Consider the following 19,850-nt stretch of genomic DNA (forward strand, 5'->3'; position numbering starts at 1 on the left):
TGAAGTAGTCCGTGCGTATCGGACGGCCGGGGAGCCTGCAGGACGGCTACGAGTGCGATTTTCGTAGCCACGAGAAGACGAACCGGTCAGTTAGGCTCGTCAGGTGACCGTTCTAGCACCGGTCACGTGATGGTTCCAGTACACTAACTGTGTTCAGCAAAAGTATTAGTGCGTTTGTCCGGCAACTCACGCCATGAGCATCGACTCCACCGGAACCGCGGGCGGACCGACTGACCCTGCGACCGACGGCGCGCCATGACGACCCACGACATCTCCCTGACGGTCGACGGCACCGACGAGGAGTTGACCGTCGAGGCCCGGACCCTGCTGGTCCACGCGCTCCGAGACCGACTCGGGTACACCGGCCCGAACGTCGGGTGCGAGTCCGGCAAGTGCGGTGCCTGCACCGTCCACCTCGACGGCGAGGCCGTCAAGTCCTGCACCGTCCTCGCCGTGCAGGCCGACGGGGCAGAGGTCACGACGGTCGGTGGACTGGCGGAGGGCGACGACCTCCACCCTGTTCAGGCCGCCTTCCACGAGGAACACGGTCTCCAGTGCGGGTACTGCACGCCCGGGATGGTGATGACCGCGACCGACCTGCTGGAAACCGACTCCGACCCCGACCGCGACGAGATTCGGGCCGCGCTGAAGGGCAACATCTGTCGGTGTACGGGCTACCAGAACATCGTGGACGCTGTCGAGTCGGCCGCCGAAGACCTCCGGAAACCGGATGCGGTCGAAGCGCCCGCCGAGAACCCGGAGGGAGGCGACGACTGATGTTCCCACCGGAGTTCGACTACTACCGAGCCAACGGGGTCGAGGAAGCGTTCGACCTGCTAGAGAACCACGCCGACGCGGACCCGGTCGTCCTCGCCGGGGGCCACGGTCTGCTCCCGGACCTCAAGACCGGCGCGGCGGCCCCCGGCGTCGCCATCGACATCGGCGACATCGACGGTCTCCGGGGTATCGACGCCGCGCCGGACGGCGGTCTCCGCGTCGGCGCGCTCACGACCCACGCCGCGCTCGCGTCGTCGGACGCGGCGGCGACCCACGCCCCGGTTCTGGCCGAGGCAGCGGGGGAGGTCGGCGACGTGCAGGTGCGAAATCGTGGGACGGTCGGCGGGAACCTCGCGGAGGCCGACCCGTCGGCCGACCTCCCGGCGGCGGCGGTCGCCGCGGACGCGACGCTCGTCGTCCGCGGGCGAGACGGCGAGCGCGAGATTCCGGCCGACGAGTTCTTCGCGGGCGACGGCGACACCGCGCTCGGCGACCGGGAACTCCTGACCGAGATTCGCGTATCAGGGGCGGAGAACCCGGACGACGACGGTCGTACCGGCGGTGCGTACGCGAAGAAGACCCACCCGGCCACGGGGTACGCGCTAGTCGGCGTCGCGGCCTCGCTCGCGGTTCGAGACGGGACCGTGACCGACCCCCGCCTCGCGGCCAGCGGCGTGGCAGACGCGCCGGTGCGACTGACCGCGGTCGAGGACGCAATCGCAGGGACTGCCGAGGGAGAACTGGTCGGTGAGGACGCCGACAGCGACGCGCTCGCCGCCGCGGCCGAGCGCGCAGGCGAGACCCTCGACCCGGCCGATGCGCGCTCCGACGTGGCCGCCTCCGGAGAGTTCCGACTCCACCTGCTCGGGTCGTACGCCGAGCGCGCGCTGGCCGCGGCGTTCGACCGGGCGACCGACCGGCGCGCTCCTCGTCCCGCGGGGTGCGCCGACTCGGAGGTGACGTGCGATGAGTGACGCGGCCAGCACGCCAGAGCAGTCGGGACCGGACGAGACCGACCGGGGTGACGCCGAGCGGTCCGGTGAGCGCGACGACGGGAAACTCGTCGGGCAGGGCGTCTCTCGGCGAGAGGACGCCGCGCTCCTGCGCGGGGACGCCGAGTTCACCGACGACCTGCGCGCGCCGGGGATGGCTCACCTCGCGTTCGTCCGGAGCGAGCGCGGTCACGCCCGAGTCGAGGGTATCGACACCGAGGCGGTCGCCGACCGCGAGGGGGTCGTCGCGGTGTTCACGTGGGACGACGTGGCGGCCTCCGACGCGCCCGGCGTCCTCCCCATCACCGCGGGACCGCTGGACTGCGACCCGCCGGGTCATCCGGTGCTGGCCCGCGAGCGGGTCCGGTATCAGGGCCAGCCGATAGCCGCGGTCGTGGCCGAGGACCGCTACGCCGCGGCCGACGCGGCGCGCGCGGTCGAGGTCGAGTACGACCCGCTCGACGCGGTGGTGGACCCGGTGGCGGCCACCCGCGAGGACGCCCCGACCATCTTCGAGGCCGCGCCGGACAACGTGGCCGTCACGACCGAACTGGGCGACGAGGCGGCGACCGACGAGGCGTTCGCCGACGCCGACCGCGTCGCGTCGCTCGACCTCGAGAACAACCGGCTGATGCCGACCGCGATGGAACCGCGGGCCGCGCTCGCGCGGTGGTCGGCGGCCGACGAGCGGTTGACCGTCGAGTTGACCGCGCAGGGTCCCCACAGCCAGCGCCGGAAGCTCTCGCACTCGCTCGGCCTGCCCGAGAGCGACATCCGAGTGTCGGTGCCCCGCGTCGGCGGCGGGTTCGGTCACAAGAACACGCCGTACCCCGGAGAGGCCGTGACCGGGTGGGCCGCGATGGAACTCGGTCGCCCGGTCAAGTGGACCGCGACCCGGCGGGGCAACTACCTCGCGGGCAACCACGGACGCGACCACCGGACCAGCGCCGAGATAGCGGTGGACGACGACGGCGAGATTCGGGGGATTCGGGTCGAGACCTGCGCGAACACCGGCGGGTACGGACTGAGCGTCGGTCCGGCGATGGCGGGCAACTACGGCACGCTGCTCGCCAGCCAGTACGACGTTCCGGCGGTCTACTGTGAGACCACCGTCGCGTTCACCAACACCGCACCGGTTCACTCCTATCGGGGGGCCGGGCGGCCCGAGGCCATCTACGTCGCCGAACGACTGGTGGACGTCGCGGCCCGCGAACTCGGCGTGGACCCCGTCGAACTCCGGCGACGGAACCAACTCGCGCCCGACGACCTGCCCCACGAGACGCCGGTCGGCGCGAACTACGACAGCGGCGACTACGAGGCGACGATGGACGAGGCCCTCGACGCGGTGGACTACGCGGACCGCCGGGCCACCGAGCGCGACGACGAGGGGTGCTACGTCGGGGTCGGCGTGGCGTGTCTCGTCGAGTCGGCCGGGTTCGGCTTCGAGAGCGGCGTCGTCCGGGTGGACCCCGAAGGCGGCGTCCGGGTGTACGCCGGAACTCACTCCCACGGTCAAGGCCACGAGACCACCTACGCCCAAATCGTGGCCGACGAACTCGGCGTGCCCTACGACGACGTCGCGGTCGGCGAGGGCGACACCGACGAGATTCCGCAGGGGACCGGCACGTTCGGGAGTCGAAGCACTATCACCGGCGGCAACGCCGTCGTCGAGAGCGCCCGAGAGGTCAGGGGGAAGGCTACCAGAATCGCGGCCCACTTGCTCGACGCCGACCCGGAGGCGGTCACGCTGGCGGACGGGACGTTCCGGGTCCGCGGCGACTCCGGGTTCGAGGGCGAGAGGGGCGACTCGGACCGAACCTGCGAGTTCTCTGCGGTCGCCGAGGCGGCCTACGGGCCGAGACTCCCCGACAGCATCTCGCCCGGACTGGAGGCGACGACCTTCTACGAGGCCGAGGGGACGACCTACCCCCACGGGACCCACGTCGCGGTCGTGGCGGTGGACCCCGAGACGGGCGACATCGAGATTCTGCGCTACGTCGCGGCCGACGACTGCGGCGAACGCATCAACCCGACCATCGTCGAGGGCCAGATTCACGGCGGGGTCGCGCAGGGCATCGGACAGGCCCGATACGAGCGGACCGTCTACGACGACGACGGGACGCTGGTGACCGATTCGATGCAGGAGTACGGCGTGCCGCGAGCGTTCCACGTCCCCGAGATGGAGACGCGCGCGACCGTCTCGCCGTCGCCGCGGAACGACCTCGGCGTGAAGGGAATCGGCGAGGCCGGCACCATCGGCGCGCCGCCCGCGCTGGTGAACGCGGTCACGGACGCGCTCGCGCCGCTCGGGGTCCGACACCTCGACATGCCGCTGACCGACGAGACGGTGTGGCGCGCGATTCGGGACGCCGAGAAGAGCGGTGAGACCGACGACTGAACCGACACCGGCGGACTTATTCCACCCTTGGAGCAAGTGCCCCTCGTGGCCACCGATCTGGACCAGTTCGAGGGCGCGGCCGACCCGGACGCCGTGGAGGACCGTTCCGACTCGGTAGACGCGCGCCTCGAAGACGCCTTGGAGCGAGTCGCCCACGGCGCGACGGTTTCGGTCCCGGCCATCCTGCTCCAGCGAGGACTGACGCTGGCGTTCACCGCGGTTCTGACGAACGCGTTCGCCGCGAGTACCTACGGCGCGTTCGCGCTGGCCCGGCGACTCCAGCGATTCCTCCTCCGACTCACGATGGGGTTCCGGAGCGGACTGAGCAGGTTCCTCCCCAACGCCGAGTCGGACGCCGAGCGCGACGCCCTCACCACGTTCGCGAGTCTGCTGTTGGTCGGCGTCGCCACCGCGTTCGGGGGCGCGCTGTTCGCGGCCGCGCCGCTCGTGACCGAGTTGGCCGACGAAAGCGGGCAGTTCGAGTCGTTCCTGCGCATCTTCGCGGTCGGACTGCCCGCGGGGGTGTGGCTGTTCACCGTCACCGAGATTCTGCGGGGCATCGAGGCGGTCGGGCCGCTCAACCTCACGATGCGCATCGGCTTCCCGACCGCGCAACTGCTCGCCGGAGCGGTGGCGACGTACGCCTTCCACGACCTCGCGCTGGCCGCCGCGGGCGTCCTCCTCGCCATGGGGTCTGTCGGCGTCGTCGCCGCACTCTGGCTAGCCCGTAGCCGCGGGTTCAGGCCCCGGATTCGCGGGGCAGACGCGGGCCGACTCCGCCGGAAGTACCTGCGGTTCACTCTCCCGCTGTTCGTCGGCGGGTTCGCCACGACGACCCAGCGGCTCGGATTCTACCCCCTCATCGCGGTCTTCCTGTCGAGCGTGGCCGGCGGCGTGTTCGCAGTTGGCGTTCTGCTCGGGACGGTCGTCCGGTTGCCGCTGATGGGCATCAACCAGTTCATCCCGCCGGTGGCGGCCGCGCTCAACGAAGAAGACCACCGCGAGGCGCTGAAGCGTCTCTACCACGTCACCAGCCGACTCGTCCTCGTCGGGGTCACCGCGCTCTCGATTCCGGTCGTGGTGTACCGGGAGACGGTGATGGGACTGTTCGGTCCGGCGTACGTGGAGTACGCCGCCCTCGTGCCGGGGTTCGTCCTCGCGCAGTACGCCGCGTGCGCCGCCGGGAGCGTCGGTATCTTGCTGACGATGACCGACCACCAGCGGGCGCTCCTCGTGGTGAACGTGGGTATCACCGCGTTTCTGGCCGTGACAGCGATTCCGCTGACGACGCGATTCGGACTCCCGGGACTGGTAGTCAGTTACGTCCTGATGCTGACCGTGAACAACGGACTGGAGGTCGCGGTGTTGTACTACCTCGAAGGGCTTCAGCCGTTCACTCGCCTCCACGCGAAACCGTTGGTCGCGGCGGTACCGCTCGCGCTGGTCGCGCTCGGCGTCAGAGTCGCAGTTCCGGGCCTGCTCGCCGCGTTCGTCGGGACCGCGGCGGGGTTGGCGGCGTACGCGAAGGCGCTTCAGATTCTCGGGTTCACGCGGGTCGAGCGACGGTTGGGCGCGACGCTCGCCGAACGATACCGCGAAGTGCTGTCGAACAGTTGGGAGTCGAGGTTCGGGTGACGTCCCGCTGGATCACGGGTCGCCGACGACCTCGTCGGCGAGCGCCGGGACGAACGTGCCGACGTCCGTCACCATGCCGATGGCCTGCGCGCTCCCCCGGTCGAGGAGTTGCGTGACCGTCGCGGGGTTGATGTCCACGCAGACGACGCGCGTCGTCGAGGACAAGCAGTTTCCGACGGCGACCGAGTGGAGGAGCGTCGCGAGCATCAGCACGAGGTCGGCCTCGCGGGCCTGCTCGCGGATGGCGTTCTGGGCCTCGACGGCGTCGGTGATAGTGTCGGGGAGCGGACCGTCGTCCCGTATCGACCCCGCGAGGACGTAGGGCACGTCGTTGTCCACGCACTCGTACATCACGCCGTCTTCGACGAGTCCCTGTTCGACCGCCTCCTCGATGCCACCGGCGCGGACGATTTCGCTGATTGTGTAGATGTGGTGCTTGTGGCCCTTCCGCGGGTTCTCCAGCGTCTCTACGTCCATGCCGAGCGAGGTTCCGTACTGGCCGCGTTCGAGGTCGTGAACCGCGAACCCGTTGCCCGCCGAGAGCATATCGACGTACCCCTCGCGGACGAGTCGCGCCAAGGCGTCGCCCGCGCCCGAGTGGACGAGCGCGGGTCCGGCGACGGCCAACACCGACCCGCCCTCGGCTTTCGTCTCCTCGATCGCCTCCGCTATCTTCCGGATGAGCGACTCCGAGGGCCGCTCGGCCGAGACGCCGCCCTGCATGAACCCGAACGGACTCCCCGACCCGCGGGGCCGCTCGGGCGGGTCCACCCGGACGCCCGCCTCGTCGGTGACTATCAGGTCGCCCTCTTCGACGGCGTTCAACACTTTCGTGTACGCTCGCGGACCGCCGTCGGCGTCCGGGTCCACGACGACCACGCAGTCCATCTCGATATTCTCTACCGGGAGCCACTCGCCCTCGTAGCGGACCTGCGTGGGGTGATTCGTCGTCGAGTAGAACCCTTGGGGAACCACCTGATCCTGCGGGGCTGGCTTCAGCGTCGCGTTCGGCGGGTCCGGCAGGTGCGCACCGTTCTGGTGCAACTCGTGAAGAATCTCGCGGAGGCTCTCCTCGTCGTCGGCCTTCACGGTCATCCGACAGTACGACTCCTCGTCTTTGTGCTTGCCCACCTCGAAGACGTCCACGTCGAAGTTCCCGCCGAGGTCCATCACCACGCCGAAGCACTGCTGCATCATCCCCGAGTCGATGATGTGGCCTTCGAGTTCGACCGTGCGTGCGACTGTCATCGTCTGGAGGTCGGGATGACGAGCCAAGAGGGTTGTGCTGGCACCGCCGCTCGACGGTGACCGTCGAGTACTGTTCTCGAATCGAATATACGTGAACGCGAGACGGTGGGACGCGCAAACAAGGTCGGGCGGTGCGATCTGGAAAGCTACGACTAACCGTCCGAAACGGACCGTTGGTTCGAAATGAAGAAACCCGCTTTGGGCGCGGTGCCTGAAGCGGGTGTGGTATGAGTGGGTGGCGGCGAACCGGGGTTTCCAGAGGCTCGCGCACTCCAGTACTTGCCGGAACGCAGGCGGGCTTAACTACCGTGTTCGGGATGGGTACGGGTGGTTCCCCGCCGCTATGGCCGCCTTAACGCCGACTCGCGGAATCGAACCGCGAACAGTGTGTCCAACGTCGGTGGTTCGATCGACTCAACGATCAACCGTATGATTTCGTGCAATCCAGTTTGCGCCTGGACCCGTGTTGAACGGGCGCAGTGCGGTATGAGTGTGTGGCATTGACCTGTTAGTGCTCGCGGACTGAACGCCTCGTTGCCTCGGCGCGTACATCCCGAGTCTATCGAACTCGTCTTCTACGAGTGGTCTCGGTGGTATCTCTTTTCCAGGTGGGTTTCGAGCTTAGATGCGTTCAGCTCTTACCCCGTGTCACGTGGCTGCCCGGCACGCGCCCTTTCGGACGACCGGTACACCAGTGGTGACCAATCGTAGTTCCTCTCGTACTATACGATCGTTCCCGTCAGATACCGTAACACCCCCAATAGATAGCAGCCGACCTGTCTCACGACGGTCTAAACCCAGCTCACGACCTCCTTTAATAGGCGAACAACCTCACCCTTGCCCGCTTCTGCACGGGCAGGATGGAGGGAACCGACATCGAGGTAGCAAGCCACTCGGTCGATATGTGCTCTTGCGAGTGACGACTCTGTTATCCCTAAGGTAGCTTTTCTGTCATCTATCGCCCGCATCAAGCAGGCTGATAGGTTCGCTAGACCACGCTTTCGCGTCAGCGTCCCTTGTTGTGCAGGACACTGTCAGACTTCCTTTTGCTCTTGCGCTCTATTCCGCGTTTCCGACACGGATGAGGAAATCTTGGGGCACGCTCGATATCTTTTCGAGCGTGTACCGCCCCAGTCAAACTGCCCGGCTACCGGTGTCCTCCTCCCGGAGTGAGAGTCACAGTCACTAACGGGTAGTATTTCAATGCTGCCTCGGTGGCCCGCTGGCGCGGGTACCTGTGTAATGGCTCCTACCTATGCTGCACATTAGCGACCGTGTCTCAGCGACAGCCTGCAGTAAAGCTCTATAGGGTCTTCGCTTCCCCTTGGGGGTCTCCAGACTCCGCACTGGAACGTACAGTTCACCGGGCCCAACGTTGGGACAGTGACGCTCTCGTTGATCCATTCATGCAAGCCGCTACTGAAGCGGCAAGGTACTACGCTACCTTAAGAGGGTCATAGTTACCCCCGCCGTTAACGGGTCCTTCGCCCCATTGTACTGGGTGTTCAGATACCCGCACTGGGCAGGATTCAGTGACCGTACGAGTCCTTGCGGATTTGCGGTCACCTATGTTGTTACTAGACAGTCGGAGCGTCCGAGTCACTGCGACCTGCCCCTATCCGGGGCAGGCATCCCTTATCGCGAACTTACGGGACTAACTTGCCGAATTCCCTAACGTCGGTTGCTCCCGACAGGCCTTGGCTTTCACCGCCAGAGCACCTGTGTCGGATCTCGGTACGGACGCTATGCTCCCTTTTCACGGGCCCAGGTAACATCAACTTGCGCTATCTCTGGCTTCGTTCGCTTCGTGCCATTACGGCTTCCACGAAGTTCCCAGATTTGACCGGGCGAGTGCCCGGCTTGATGGTTCCCAAGGCGTCGGTTTTGTTGCATAGCGGCACAGGAATATTAACCTGTTTCCCTTTTGTCTCATTCGAGTTGCGGTGAGACTTAGGACCGGCTAACCCTCGGCTGTTCAGCATTGCCGAGGAACCCTTGCTCGTAAGGCCGTCGGGGGTCTAACCCGACTAACGCTGCTACTATGACCAGGATTTTCGTTCCCATTCGGTCCACGTGAATTCTCATCCATGCTTCCATCCGAACGGAATGCCGACCTACTCGATCACCGTGTTACGGGTGCGGCCAGGTCTCGGTGGTAGACTTGAGCCCCGATCATTTTGGGCGCCTCAAACCTCGGCCGGTAAGCTGTTACGCTTTTCTTAGAGGGTAGCTGCTTCTAAGCTCACCTCCCGGCTGTCTAGGGCTTGAGACCACCTTCGATCGCACTTAGTCTACACTTTGGGACCTTAACCCGGCTGGGTTGTCTCCCTCACGGTGCACAGGCTTACCCCGCACACCGGATTCCCTGCGTCGATGGTGTCCGTAAGTTTGGAGTTTGACAAGGGGGCCGACTTCTCTCGAAGTCGGCGCCCCTAATCGGTCGCTCTACCTCACGGACGACCTCGGCAGAGGTCATGCTTCGACATGTTTCGGTCGGAACCAGCTGTTGCCAGATTCGATGGGCCTTTCACCCCTATACGTAGATCACGAGAGGGTATTGTAGGACACCAACTCTAACAGGCCTCCACGTGCCTTTCGGCACGCTTCGCCTTGTCCACGCATAGATCATCTGGTTTCGGGTCGCATCCGATTGACTCCCCGCCCTTGAAGACGGCGGCCCTCGCCCGTAAGGGCTGCGGCCATGTCGCTTTCGCTGTGCCTTCCCCGATGCACGGGTTAGGCTTGCCAATCAAATGCACTCCCTGGTTCGTTTTTCAAAACGTACGACAGAACACCGGCTTCCTCTAAGTCCTACTGCAGATTCGCATCTGTGTCGTTTGTTAGAGGACCTTGTGTGCTCTGTCGCTCTATCGCCAACTGATTTCAGGCTCTATTGCATCTCCCTTTGTGGGATGCTTTTCAGCGTTCGCTCACGCTACTTGTTCGCTATCGGTCTCGAGACGTGTTTAGTCTTCGCGGTCGATGCCCGCGATATTCACGAGGGATATCCAACCCCCGATACTCTGGAACTGACGCACGCTTTACTTGGTCATGTTACGGGGCTTTCACCCTGTGTCGCGCTCCGTTTCAGGAGACTTCACATGATCGTTCGAGCGCTGAGAGTCAGTCCGAACACCACATTGCCCGTGAGGGCTTCGGTTTGGACTGTGTCGCGTTCACTCGCGGTTACTGACGACATCTCTTGCGGTTTCTCTTCCTGTCGATACTAAGATGTTTCAATTCTCGACGTTCCCCATTGCGCGAAGCAATTGCGGTGGGGATTCCCATTCGGAAATCCTGAGTTCTTAGCCTCCGTGCGGCTCCCTCAGGCTTATCGCAGCTTGGCACGTCCTTCATCGGCGCTCGAGCCGAGCCATCCACCAGCTGGCACAGTAGCCACGCTGTTGGAATCGCACTGTGACCCGGTTCAACTCGGATCCAGTGGACGCCTGGATTGCACGTACATACGGTTGTCATCGTCACGTCCTGGTAGTATCAGGAGCGTACGTCGAACCCTTCCTACACGCGCTTTCACGGTGTAGTGCATCGGTTAGTGTGGATTGAATCGTTGCGCCGTCTCCCACTTAAGGGACACGGTTCGATTCGCCCCACGACATGGACCCACTGGGATTTGAACCCAGGGCATCCTCCTTGCAAAGGAGGCACTCTACCACTGAGCTATGGGCCCACCTCCCCGGCAGGGGAGGGTGTAATCGTTAGCCCTGGCAGTTCTAAGGTGCCCGACCACCGAAGTGGTCGAGGTCGTCGAGGAACCCTCGTCAGTGTTCGTCGTGTGAGGACGAACGGTGTGGGCCAAGTCGTGTCGACTTGGTCCCGTGTGTTAGGAGGTGATCCAGCCGCAGATTCCCCTACGGCTACCTTGTTACGACTTAAGCCCCCTTGCGAAGCCCAGATTCGACCCGGGAACCGGGCCTCATCCGGACCTCACTCGGGTGCTTTGACGGGCGGTGTGTGCAAGGAGCAGGGACGTATTCACCGCGCTCTTCTGAAGCGCGATTACTACCGAATCCAGCTTCATGAGGGCGAGTTTCAGCCCTCAATCCGAACTACGACCAGGTTTAAGAGATTACCGTCCTCTTTCGGGGTTGGAACCCGTTGTCCTGGCCATTGTAGCCCGCGTGTAGCCCAGCTCATTCGGGGCATGCTGACCTACCGTTGCCCGTTCCTTCCTCCACTTTAGCAGTGGCAGTCTCCGTAATGTACCCAGCCACCACGAGGGTGCTGCTGGCAATTAGGGATGCGGGTCTCGCTCGTTGCCTGACTTAACAGGATGCCTCACGGTACGAGCTGACGGCGGCCATGCACCTCCTCTCAGCAGGTCAGGTAAGCTCATCACACTGACCGTCACTCCTGCTGTCGGAGCTGGTGAGATGTCCGGCGTTGAGTCCAATTAAACCGCAGGCTCCTCCGGTTGTAGTGCTCCCCCGCCAATTCCTTTAAGTTTCATCCTTGCGGACGTACTTCCCAGGCGGCTCGCTTCTCGTCTTCACTACAGCACAGCACACACTCGTAGTGTGTGCCATACTTAGCGAGCATCGTTTACAGCTAGGACTACCCGGGTATCTAATCCGGTTCGTGACCCTAGCTTTCGTCCCTCACCGTCGGGTCCGTCTTCTCGAGGCGCTTTCGCCACCGGTGGTCCGTCCAGGATTACGGGATTTCACTCCTACCCCGGACGTACCCCTCGAGTCTTCCGGCCCCAAGCCAGCTGGTTTCCGCCGGACGCCCACGCGTTGAGCGCGTGGATTTCCCGACGGACCTGTCTGGCTGGCTACGGACGCTTTAGGCCCAATAATAGCGGCCATCACTTGGACTGCCGGTATTACCGCGGCGGCTGGCACCGGTCTTGCCCAGTCCTTATTCGTACACCTCCCTACGGTGTACAAAAGCGAGGACTATATGCCCTCGCACTCGGAATCCCCTTATCGCACTGTCGTGCAGTGTAAAGTTTTCGCGCCTGCTGCGCCCCGTAGGGCCCGGAATCTTGTCTCAGATTCCGTCTCCAGGCTCTTGCTCTCACAACCTGTACCGATTATCGGCACGGTGGGCCGTTACCCCACCGTCTACCTAATCGGCCGCAGCCACATCCTATAGCGCCGGAGCGTTTGTGGCTCTCGACACTCCAGTCTGAGAGCCGTATCCAGCATTAGCCTCAGTTTCCCGAGGTTATACTGGTCTATAGGGTAGTTTGGCCACGTGTTACTGAGCTATCTGCTACGGGTCTGACCCGTGCAACTGCATGGCTAAATCGGATTCCGATAGCAATGGCCTCCGGCAGGATCAACCGGAATGGTTGCCGAGCGCGTGATGGCTCGGTGGGTTTCTGGCGGAGACACATCTATCGTGTCTATCTTCTAGGTCCGTCAGTTCGACGACCCCGGACCGAATCGTTGGTCGGGTGTCACCGAACTGCCAGGGCTAACATCAGATCCCATCGTGTACGGCGGACCGCAGGGGTGGAATCCTCATTTCCTTCGGACCTGAACGTTGGCTGCGATGGGCCATAAACCCATCGAACCTCGGTCGGTCCGAGACTGCGAGACGAGTTGAACGCCTCGCGAATCGCACTGTGTCTTTTGCTGCAGTTGGTTCGAGGCGCCCGTATCATTTAAGGGCGTCGAACCGTGGTCGGCCTTCGGTGGGAAGACCCCCGAAGGCTCGGTCACGTCCAATCCGAGTGGCCTTGTACACTTAAGGGCACCGGATCGGATGTGTGGTCGCCGTCCCGAATCGGGGGACGGCGAGGACATCCAATCCGAGTCGCCACATACAGTTAAGGGCACCGGATCGGGGCGTCGTACGAGAGGCGGCCGAGACGTCGTATAAAGACGCCGATTCTCGCCACCTCTCGGAGGCCCAAACCACCGGACCTCGTTCGCATTCAAACGAATGGCCGGGTTACACTTAAGGCCGTCGAACCAGAACGCCAACGGGGTGCGATGACGTGGCATCCGTCGTGTGATTCGACGAGACGAGAACTCGACGTTGACGGTATATCAGATGTTGCGCGGGAGGAGAACGAGCCGGTCATCCTGCGCATCGTGCGCATCGTCTCGGCGGGTGTAGCCCGCGCAGGCGAAGCTACGGAGTACGTGGTCAAGAATCCACCCCATTCTCGTCCGTGTGCGCGTGTGGAGAAGTACGACTAGTCGGGGGTAGCAAATACGGATGAGAAGTCGTTACCGACCGCGCTATTCATCGAGGTGTTCGATGCCCTGCTTCGAGACGTTAGCTTCGGTTATCTCGTTTGGCATCCAGTCGGGCTTGTCGTCGGGCGCCGTCTCGTTCCACGCCCAGCCATCGTAGATGTGGACCTTGTCGGTACCCTTCTCTCGGAGTCGTAGTTCGGTGCGGTCGGCGGCATCTTCGGACGACGCCGGGTCGAGGCGTCGCGCAGCTTTCAGTGCAGCCTGTCGAGGAGTGTTCCCTGAGAAGACACTACTCTCGTCACCGTCCGATTCTCGAAGAGCGAAGTTTCGTTTACCGTCTTCACGTACCATGGTTTTTCCTCCATGCCAATCCAGCACAGGACCCATTATAAATATATCGCCGATATGAGCCGTTCCCGTCGAAAGACTTATATGGTATATTCCTGCCGTCAGGCGGTTTGAGACAGATTTGCGAACCGACGAGGGACGCGTCACCGGTAACGTATTGGAATACAGACGTGGATTCGAACGGAAACGGGGTAGGTTGGTAGAAAACACTTAAGTATAATCTGGGGCGAACGTACGCGTACAATACCGCGATGGTACGGAAAAAGAAGCTCAGCCCCAGTGGCGCAAAAGGCGAGGACGGCGAGTATCACAACGTCCACATCAATCTGCACGAGGACGAACTCGCTGTCGCTGGCATGGACATCGGCGACGAGGTGTTCGTGCGCGTCAGGGAAGACAAGATCATCATCCAGAAGGCTGACAAAGACGAGGTCGAACACGAATTCTGAGCCGGAACGAGAGCTTTTTGCCACCGGAGTCAGGGTAAACGGACGATGAACGCGTACCAGTTGGTGAAGCCACTCCTCTTCGGACTTCCCGCCGAGACGGCCCACGACGTAGTCCACGCCGGGATGCGGGCCGTACAGGGCACGCCGATAACGGACGCGCTCCGGAATCGGTACCTCGTGGACGACGATCGCCTGCGAATCGACGCGTTCGGCCAAGAGTTCTCCAACCCGGTCGGCGTCGCCGCGGGGTTCGACAAGAACGCACAGGTGCCCTCCTTACTGGCGAGTCTCGGGTTCGGCCACGTCGAAGTCGGGGGCGTCACGGCCGAGGCCCAGTCTGGTAACCAGCGTCCGAGGATGTTCCGCCTGCGCGAGGACGAGGGCATCGTCAACCGCATGGGACTGAACAACCACGGTGCGGACGCAGTGGGCGAGCGACTCGCGGTCACGGCCGCGGACGCGTCCGTTCCGGTCGGCGTCAACCTCGCCAAAACCGAACACGTTACCACCGCCGACGCGCCCGAAGACTACCGCTACACCTACGAGCGGGTCGCCGAAGGAGGAGATTTCTTCGTGGTCAACGTCTCCTGCCCCAACTCCGAGGGCTTCCGGGACCTCCAGAACCGTGATTCGATGGAGGCCATCCTCACGACGCTACAGGACGCGGGCGCGAGTCCGCTGCTCGTCAAACTCTCGCCCGACCTCCCGGACCCCGCGGTCGAGGACGCGCTGGACCTCGTGAACGAACTCGGTCTCGACGGCGTCATCGCGACGAACACCACGACCGACCGCCCCGATACCCTCCGGAGCCACAACCGCGCCGAGGAAGGCGGCCTGTCGGGCAAGCCCATCGAACCGCGAGCCACGGAGATGGTCCGGTTCGTCGCCGAACGCGTGGACGTCCCGGTCGTCGGCGTCGGCGGCGTGTTCACGGCCGAGGACGCCTATCGGAAGATACGCGCGGGCGCGCACGTAGTTCAGTTGTACACCGGTCTCGTCTACCGCGGTCCCGGCATCGCGCGCGACATCAACGAGGGTCTTCTCGACCTACTGGAACGCGACGGGTTCGACTCGGTGGAAGATGCGGTGGGCGCGGACTTGGACTGACGAGAGAGAAGGAGGACTATTCGAGCGCGTCGAGTCGGAACTCGAAGCCAGCGACCGGCAGTTCGAGGTCGTGTTCGACCAGCACTTCCGGGTGAATCTCCCCGATGACGCCGACCGCCTCCCCGTCGACGACGACTTCGGCGACTCGCCCGTCGATGAACGTCGGATGGTCGGTGGCGGGCGTCTCCAGTTCTACGTCGAAGTTGCGCGCGACCGCTTGCAGGCGGGCCTTCGCGTCCTCGTAGGAGGCGTCGTGGCGCGCGAGTACCCCGGCGACGGTGCGTCGCTCCGCGACGCCGGTGTTCTCGCTCTCGTCCACGCGTGCCGCGAGACCGACCTCCGCGAGGTCCTGCGGGTAGCCGCGGTGAGTGTTGTTTTCGAGGACCATCAACAGCGAGGGGAGTGCCCACGTCCGGAGCATGGTGTAGTCCTCGCTGTACGGTTCGAGGATGGTCGCGGGTTCGTCCGCGCCGAGAACGTCCGCGTCCGGCGCGTCGCCGTCTTCGCCCGGCCGCGGGAGTCCCATCCGGTCGAAGTTCTCCGCCTCGCTTATCATGTGGAAGTTCAGCAGGTCCTCGAAGCCGAGTCCGACCAGCAGTTCTCGGGCGGCGTCTTCGAGTTTCGAGCGGTCGTGGCGGCCGCCGACCGTCCCCACGTCGGGGTAGCGCGGTTCGAGGTCGTTGAACCCGTACGCTCTGCCCACGTCGTCCACGATGTCGAGGGGGTGGAGTACGTCCACCCGGTAGGGCGGCACTTCGACCTCGTACGCGAGTTCGTCGTCACCGACCTCCTCGGTCGCGGCGTCGAGACCGGAGCGTTCGAGCAGGTCCAGCACGCGCTCGGCGCTCAGGTCGGTGCCGAGCATGCTCTCGATGCGCTCGTGAGTGACGGTCTTGTGACGAACCTCGAACTCGGGCCGGACGAGCGTCCGATCGGGGTACTCGACCTCGACCTCCTCGACCTTCGCGCCCCGGGCGTCGAGCGCGTAGCAGATGATGTTGCACATGTGGTCGATGGTCCACTGGTCGGTGCCCGTCAGTTCCACGAACAGGTCCCGGGAGTCGGTCGAGACCTCGGTCCGGCGACCGTTGATGACCGGCGGGAACGAGAACAGACCGATGTCGTCGTAGATGGCAGGGTAACGGTCGTACTCCGCGACGAGGTCGGCGTACGTCTCGCCGGTCGGGTGCGAGCGCAGGACCTCCCCGGGCGTCATCTCCGCGTCCGAGTCGAGGGGGACGAAGGTGTCGCCGTCCGGGTCGATGCCGCGGTAGGTGATGGAGTTGCCGACCTCCGTCTGGCCCTCCGCGGACGCCGCGCGACCCTTCAGCATCGTCAGGTCGTGGATACCGATAGCGCCCTTCGCGCGCTTGCGGCCCATCGTCGCGTGGAGTTTCTCCTGCAACTGGATGAGCGAGTCGAGCGCCTCGTCGTCGAGGTCCACGTCCCGAATCACCGCGCCCGTGACGTAGGGTCGCTCGTCGGGGACGCTCTCGTCCACCTCGATGGTCCAGTCGGCGTCGTTCGTCCCGGGGACGTAGACGCCCCGGTCGTCGCCGTACTGGTAGCGGAGCGAGCGCGCGACGCCTTCGACCGAGAGGCGGTCGAGTCGGTCGGGTGCGAACTCGAGTTGGAGGTCGCCCTCCTCGGTCCGGCCCTCGAACTCCAGTCCGAGAGCGAACATGTCGTCGATGAGTTCGTCGTCGCTCTTCTCGTCGCGGCCGGTCAGGTCCCGGAGTTCGTCGGGATTCACGTCTACGACAGGCATCAGTGTAGCACCTCCGTCTCGCGGAGCAGTTCGAGGTCGGCGAGCGTCCCGTGGATGTCGCGGATGTCCTCGAAACCGTACATCAGCATCAGCAGGCGTTCGAGCGACAGTCCCCACGCCATCACGTCGCAATCGACGCCCAGCGGTCGGAGGACCTCCTCGCGGAACATCCCGCTGTTACCGACCTCGACCAGTTCGCCCGTGGTCGGGTGTTCGCCGAACAGTTCGAAGCTCGGCTCCGTGTAGGGGTTGTAGTGGGGCTTGTACTCCAGGTCGGTGATACCGAACTGCTCGTAGAATTCCTCGAAGGTCCCCATCAGGTCGCGGACCGACAGGTCCTCGGCCATCACCCAGCCCTCTATCTGGAAGAACTCCAGCAGGTGAGTCGGGTCGAGGGTGTCGTTACGGTACACCTTCTCGACGCTGAAGAACCGCTGGGGCGGTTCCAGTTCGCCGACTTCGTGGCCCGAGAGGTACCGCATCGACAGCGAAGTGGTGTGTCCGCGCAGCGCGATGGCGCGCGCGAAGTCCTCGGACCACGGCGAGTGATACCCCTCGCCGTCCTCGCCGACGCCGTTGTGGTGGGCGTCCTCGACGCGCCCGACGAGGTCCTCGGGCAGGTCGTCGATTTCGGTCGGGTTCGAGAGGGCGAATCGGTCCCAGTGGGTCCGCGCGGGGTGGTCCTGAGGCATGAACAGCGCGTCGTTTATCCAGAAGTCCGCGTCGGCGTGAGGACCTTCCATCTCCTCGAAGCCCATCCCGACCAGCGTGTCCTTCACTCGGTTCGCGGTCTGGCGCAGGATGTGGGTCTTCCCGCCGTCGATGCGCTCGGCGTCGGCCTCGACGTTGTACTCGGCGAACTCCACGTCGCGCCACTCGCCGGACGTGAGCATCTCCGGGGTCAGTTGTCCGACCGTCTCGGCCGTCTCGACGCCCTCCATCATCGCGGTCACGCCCTCGTCGGTCAGCGTCACCGAGCGCACTGTCGATTCGGAGATAGCGACGAGTCCGCGGCTTTCCAACTGCTCCAACACGTTCTCGTCCTCGACCGACTCGCCCGCGTCGAGCGCGGCGAGTGCGGCGTACTCGGCGTCGCTCTCGGGGTCGGCGTCCGGGTCGGCCGTGATGTCGCCGCTCTCGATGGTGCCGTACCCCTTCCGGGCGTAGTTCGAGAGCGCGATGTCCACCTGCGGCCCTTCGAGTCCGGACTGACCGATGACCTGACCCATCTGGGCGGGGTCCGCGTCGGCCCCCGCGTCCAGCGCGGCCTCGTAGAGTCCGACCTCGGGGAGGCCGTCTCGGAGGTACTCGCGCGCCTCCTCGGTCGGCGTCACCGTCTGGTCGGTGGACTCCTCGACCGTCACGAGTCCCGCCGACTCCAGTTCGAAGGCCGCGCCCGTCACCGTCTCGGGTTTCAGGTCGGTTTCGGCGGCCAGTTGCTCGATACTCCGTGCGTCGTTCGCGCTCGCGGCTTGTAGCACCGCGACCTGTGATTCGGGTAATTTCATCGTCTCAGCTGTCTTTGCTTGGTATATTCCCACGCCACTGTTTATCGTTTCTGAACCGCAGACGTTCGTCCGTCCGTCACGGTCCGAGCGGTTTCGTCTCGGCGAACGCGGTTTCGTCCGTCGAGAGATCCGCCGCTCGCTCAGACCGCGAAGAAGAAGTCGAACCCCGTACGAGACCGTAATCGTTCGGCGACGCCGCCGGGCCGGGATTCGAGTGGCATATCCCGTGGTAGCATACGTCATCTGAAAAGCGTTGCGGAGAGTGCAGACGGCGGCGGAATCGGAGCTGCACCCGAGAATCGGTAACTGGGTCCCAGACGAACGCCCGAAGCGGTGATTTGATTCGGCGTCCACACGGACGCATGGGAGGGAGAGAGACTATCGACGGTGCGGAGGAGGCGATCGACGAGCAGGTGGAGTCCGTCAGGGGGAATCTGGTCCAACCCGACGAGAACTGGCTCAAGCGGTGGCTGCTCCTCGGCGGAAATCGGATTCTCGTCAGCGTCGTCGCGTTGTTCCTCGTTCTGTTGGGGTTCGTCGGCTTGGGCGTCGGCTGGACGGCACAGATGACCGAACTCATGACCGAGACCGAGATCGTGCAGACGCTGTTGTTCACGCTACTCAGCGGCACCATCCTGCTCGTGTCTATCGCCGTTTCGATCAACTCGGTGGTGCTGTCACAGGAGATAACCTCTCTCGGGGATCAGGAAGAAGAGATCGAGGAGTCGTTCTCGTTCCGGCGCGGGATACAGGACTACACCGACTCGGACGTGAGTCCGTCGAAGCCAGCCGAGTTCCTGCTGGCGATCGTTCGCGCCGTCAGAGACCACGCCGAGGACCTACAAACCACGGTACAGGGGCAGGACTCGATGCTAGAGCGTCAGGTCGAGACGTTCAGCGACGACGTCGCCCGACAAGTCGGTGAAATAGAGGAACGTCTCGAGACGGGGCAGTTCGGGACGTCCGAGGTACTCATGGCCGGACTCGACTACGACTACTCTTGGCAGGTGTACGCCGCTCAGCGGTTGCGCGCCGAACATCGGGCGGACCTCTCCGACGAGCAGTTACAGGTGCTCGACGATATCGACGAGATACTGAAGCAGTTCACGACCGGGCGGGAGTACTTCAAGACGCTGTACTTCAAGCGAGAGATGGCCAACCTCTCGCGGTATCTCCTGCTGGTGGCGTTCCCGACTATCGTCAGTATCTCGTACGTGCTGCTCGCCCTCCGAGCGCAACTGATTCCGAACGTTTCGCCGCTCGGCATTCCGTCGATAGTGGTGTTCATCGGTCTCGCGTACGTCGTCGGTATCGCACCCTTCACCCTGTTCACGGCCTACGTCCTTCGGTCGGCGACGATCGCCCATCGGACCTTAGCCGCCGGACCGTTCACTCTGGAGCGCGACGGCAAGCGGGGTCGAATCGATTGGGAGTGAGACGACCCCTTCCG

At 64.2% G+C, this 19,850-nt stretch carries 11 protein-coding genes, 1 tRNA gene and 3 rRNA genes; 7 read left to right on the plus strand and 8 right to left on the minus strand.

Going from position 1 to position 19,850, the window contains the following annotated elements:
- Nucleotides 1-255 precede the first annotated feature (255 nt).
- The 4 genes from NGM06_RS15530 to NGM06_RS15545 are packed head-to-tail and all read left to right on the plus strand — an operon-like array spanning nucleotide 256 to nucleotide 5,802.
- Nucleotides 256-777: a (2Fe-2S)-binding protein gene (locus NGM06_RS15530; RefSeq protein ID WP_254267838.1), complete on the plus strand. Its 522-nt coding sequence runs from the start codon at nucleotides 256-258 to the stop codon at nucleotides 775-777.
- Nucleotides 777-1,751, plus strand: coding sequence for an FAD binding domain-containing protein (locus tag NGM06_RS15535; RefSeq protein ID WP_254267839.1), 975 nt, complete (start codon nucleotides 777-779; stop codon nucleotides 1,749-1,751). The genes NGM06_RS15530 and NGM06_RS15535 overlap by 1 nt, the downstream gene beginning before the upstream one ends.
- Nucleotides 1,744-4,167, plus strand: a complete 2,424-nt coding sequence (locus tag NGM06_RS15540) for a xanthine dehydrogenase family protein molybdopterin-binding subunit (protein ID WP_254267840.1) — start codon at nucleotides 1,744-1,746, stop codon at nucleotides 4,165-4,167. Before NGM06_RS15535 ends, NGM06_RS15540 begins: the two co-directional genes overlap by 8 nt.
- 45 nt (nucleotides 4,168-4,212) lie before the next feature.
- The gene (locus NGM06_RS15545) at nucleotides 4,213-5,802 is read left to right on the plus strand and encodes a lipopolysaccharide biosynthesis protein (protein ID WP_254267841.1); all 1,590 of its coding nucleotides are present in this window, start codon (nucleotides 4,213-4,215) and stop codon (nucleotides 5,800-5,802) included.
- Nucleotides 5,803-5,814: 12 nt separating this feature from the next.
- Here the strand turns inward: NGM06_RS15545 and NGM06_RS15550 are convergent, their stop codons facing one another.
- From NGM06_RS15550 to NGM06_RS15575, 6 genes are all read right to left on the minus strand, one after another.
- Nucleotides 5,815-7,050 carry an ornithine cyclodeaminase, nickel-pincer nucleotide-dependent gene (locus NGM06_RS15550; RefSeq protein ID WP_254267842.1) on the minus strand — a complete coding sequence of 412 codons (1,236 nt, stop codon included), beginning with the start codon at nucleotides 7,048-7,050 and terminating at the stop codon, nucleotides 5,815-5,817.
- A 233-nt stretch (nucleotides 7,051-7,283) separates the two neighbouring features.
- Nucleotides 7,284-7,405 (minus strand): 5S ribosomal RNA (rrf, locus tag NGM06_RS15555).
- A 134-nt stretch (nucleotides 7,406-7,539) separates the two neighbouring features.
- Nucleotides 7,540-10,455 (minus strand): 23S ribosomal RNA (locus NGM06_RS15560).
- Between the two features lie 211 nt (nucleotides 10,456-10,666).
- Nucleotides 10,667-10,738: transfer RNA gene (locus NGM06_RS15565), tRNA-Ala, on the minus strand.
- 155 nt (nucleotides 10,739-10,893) lie between these two features.
- Nucleotides 10,894-12,362 (minus strand): 16S ribosomal RNA (locus NGM06_RS15570).
- The 16S, 23S and 5S rRNA genes sit together here with 1 tRNA gene alongside, the layout of an rRNA operon.
- Nucleotides 12,363-13,262: 900 nt before the next feature.
- On the minus strand, nucleotides 13,263-13,571 hold the full coding sequence (locus tag NGM06_RS15575) for a non-histone chromosomal MC1 family protein (RefSeq protein WP_163524040.1): 309 nt from the start codon (nucleotides 13,569-13,571) through the stop codon (nucleotides 13,263-13,265).
- Between the two features lie 248 nt (nucleotides 13,572-13,819).
- On the opposite strand from NGM06_RS15575, the gene NGM06_RS15580 reads away from it, so the two are divergent.
- A complete protein-coding gene (locus tag NGM06_RS15580; protein ID WP_115798291.1) occupies nucleotides 13,820-14,017 on the plus strand; it encodes a hypothetical protein in 198 nt (65 codons plus the stop codon).
- A gap of 45 nt (nucleotides 14,018-14,062) precedes the next feature.
- A complete protein-coding gene (locus NGM06_RS15585; protein WP_254267843.1) occupies nucleotides 14,063-15,124 on the plus strand; it encodes a quinone-dependent dihydroorotate dehydrogenase in 1,062 nt (353 codons plus the stop codon).
- Nucleotides 15,125-15,140: 16 nt separating this feature from the next.
- On the opposite strand, the gene pheT is transcribed toward NGM06_RS15585, so the two are convergent.
- Entirely contained in the window at nucleotides 15,141-16,892 is a 1,752-nt protein-coding gene (gene pheT / locus NGM06_RS15590) for a phenylalanine--tRNA ligase subunit beta (protein ID WP_254267844.1), read from the minus strand.
- Nucleotides 16,892-18,400 carry a phenylalanine--tRNA ligase subunit alpha gene (gene pheS, locus NGM06_RS15595; protein ID WP_254267845.1) on the minus strand — a complete coding sequence of 503 codons (1,509 nt, stop codon included), beginning with the start codon at nucleotides 18,398-18,400 and terminating at the stop codon, nucleotides 16,892-16,894. Before pheS ends, pheT begins: the two co-directional genes overlap by 1 nt.
- A 362-nt stretch (nucleotides 18,401-18,762) precedes the next feature.
- Between pheS and NGM06_RS15600 the strand changes: the two genes are divergently transcribed.
- Nucleotides 18,763-19,836: a DUF7972 family membrane protein gene (locus NGM06_RS15600; RefSeq protein ID WP_254267846.1), complete on the plus strand. Its 1,074-nt coding sequence runs from the start codon at nucleotides 18,763-18,765 to the stop codon at nucleotides 19,834-19,836.
- The last annotated feature ends 14 nt before the right edge of the window (nucleotides 19,837-19,850 follow it).

Source organism: Halorussus aquaticus, from assembly GCF_024218795.1.
Taxonomy (GTDB): Archaea; Halobacteriota; Halobacteria; order Halobacteriales; family Haladaptataceae; genus Halorussus; species Halorussus aquaticus.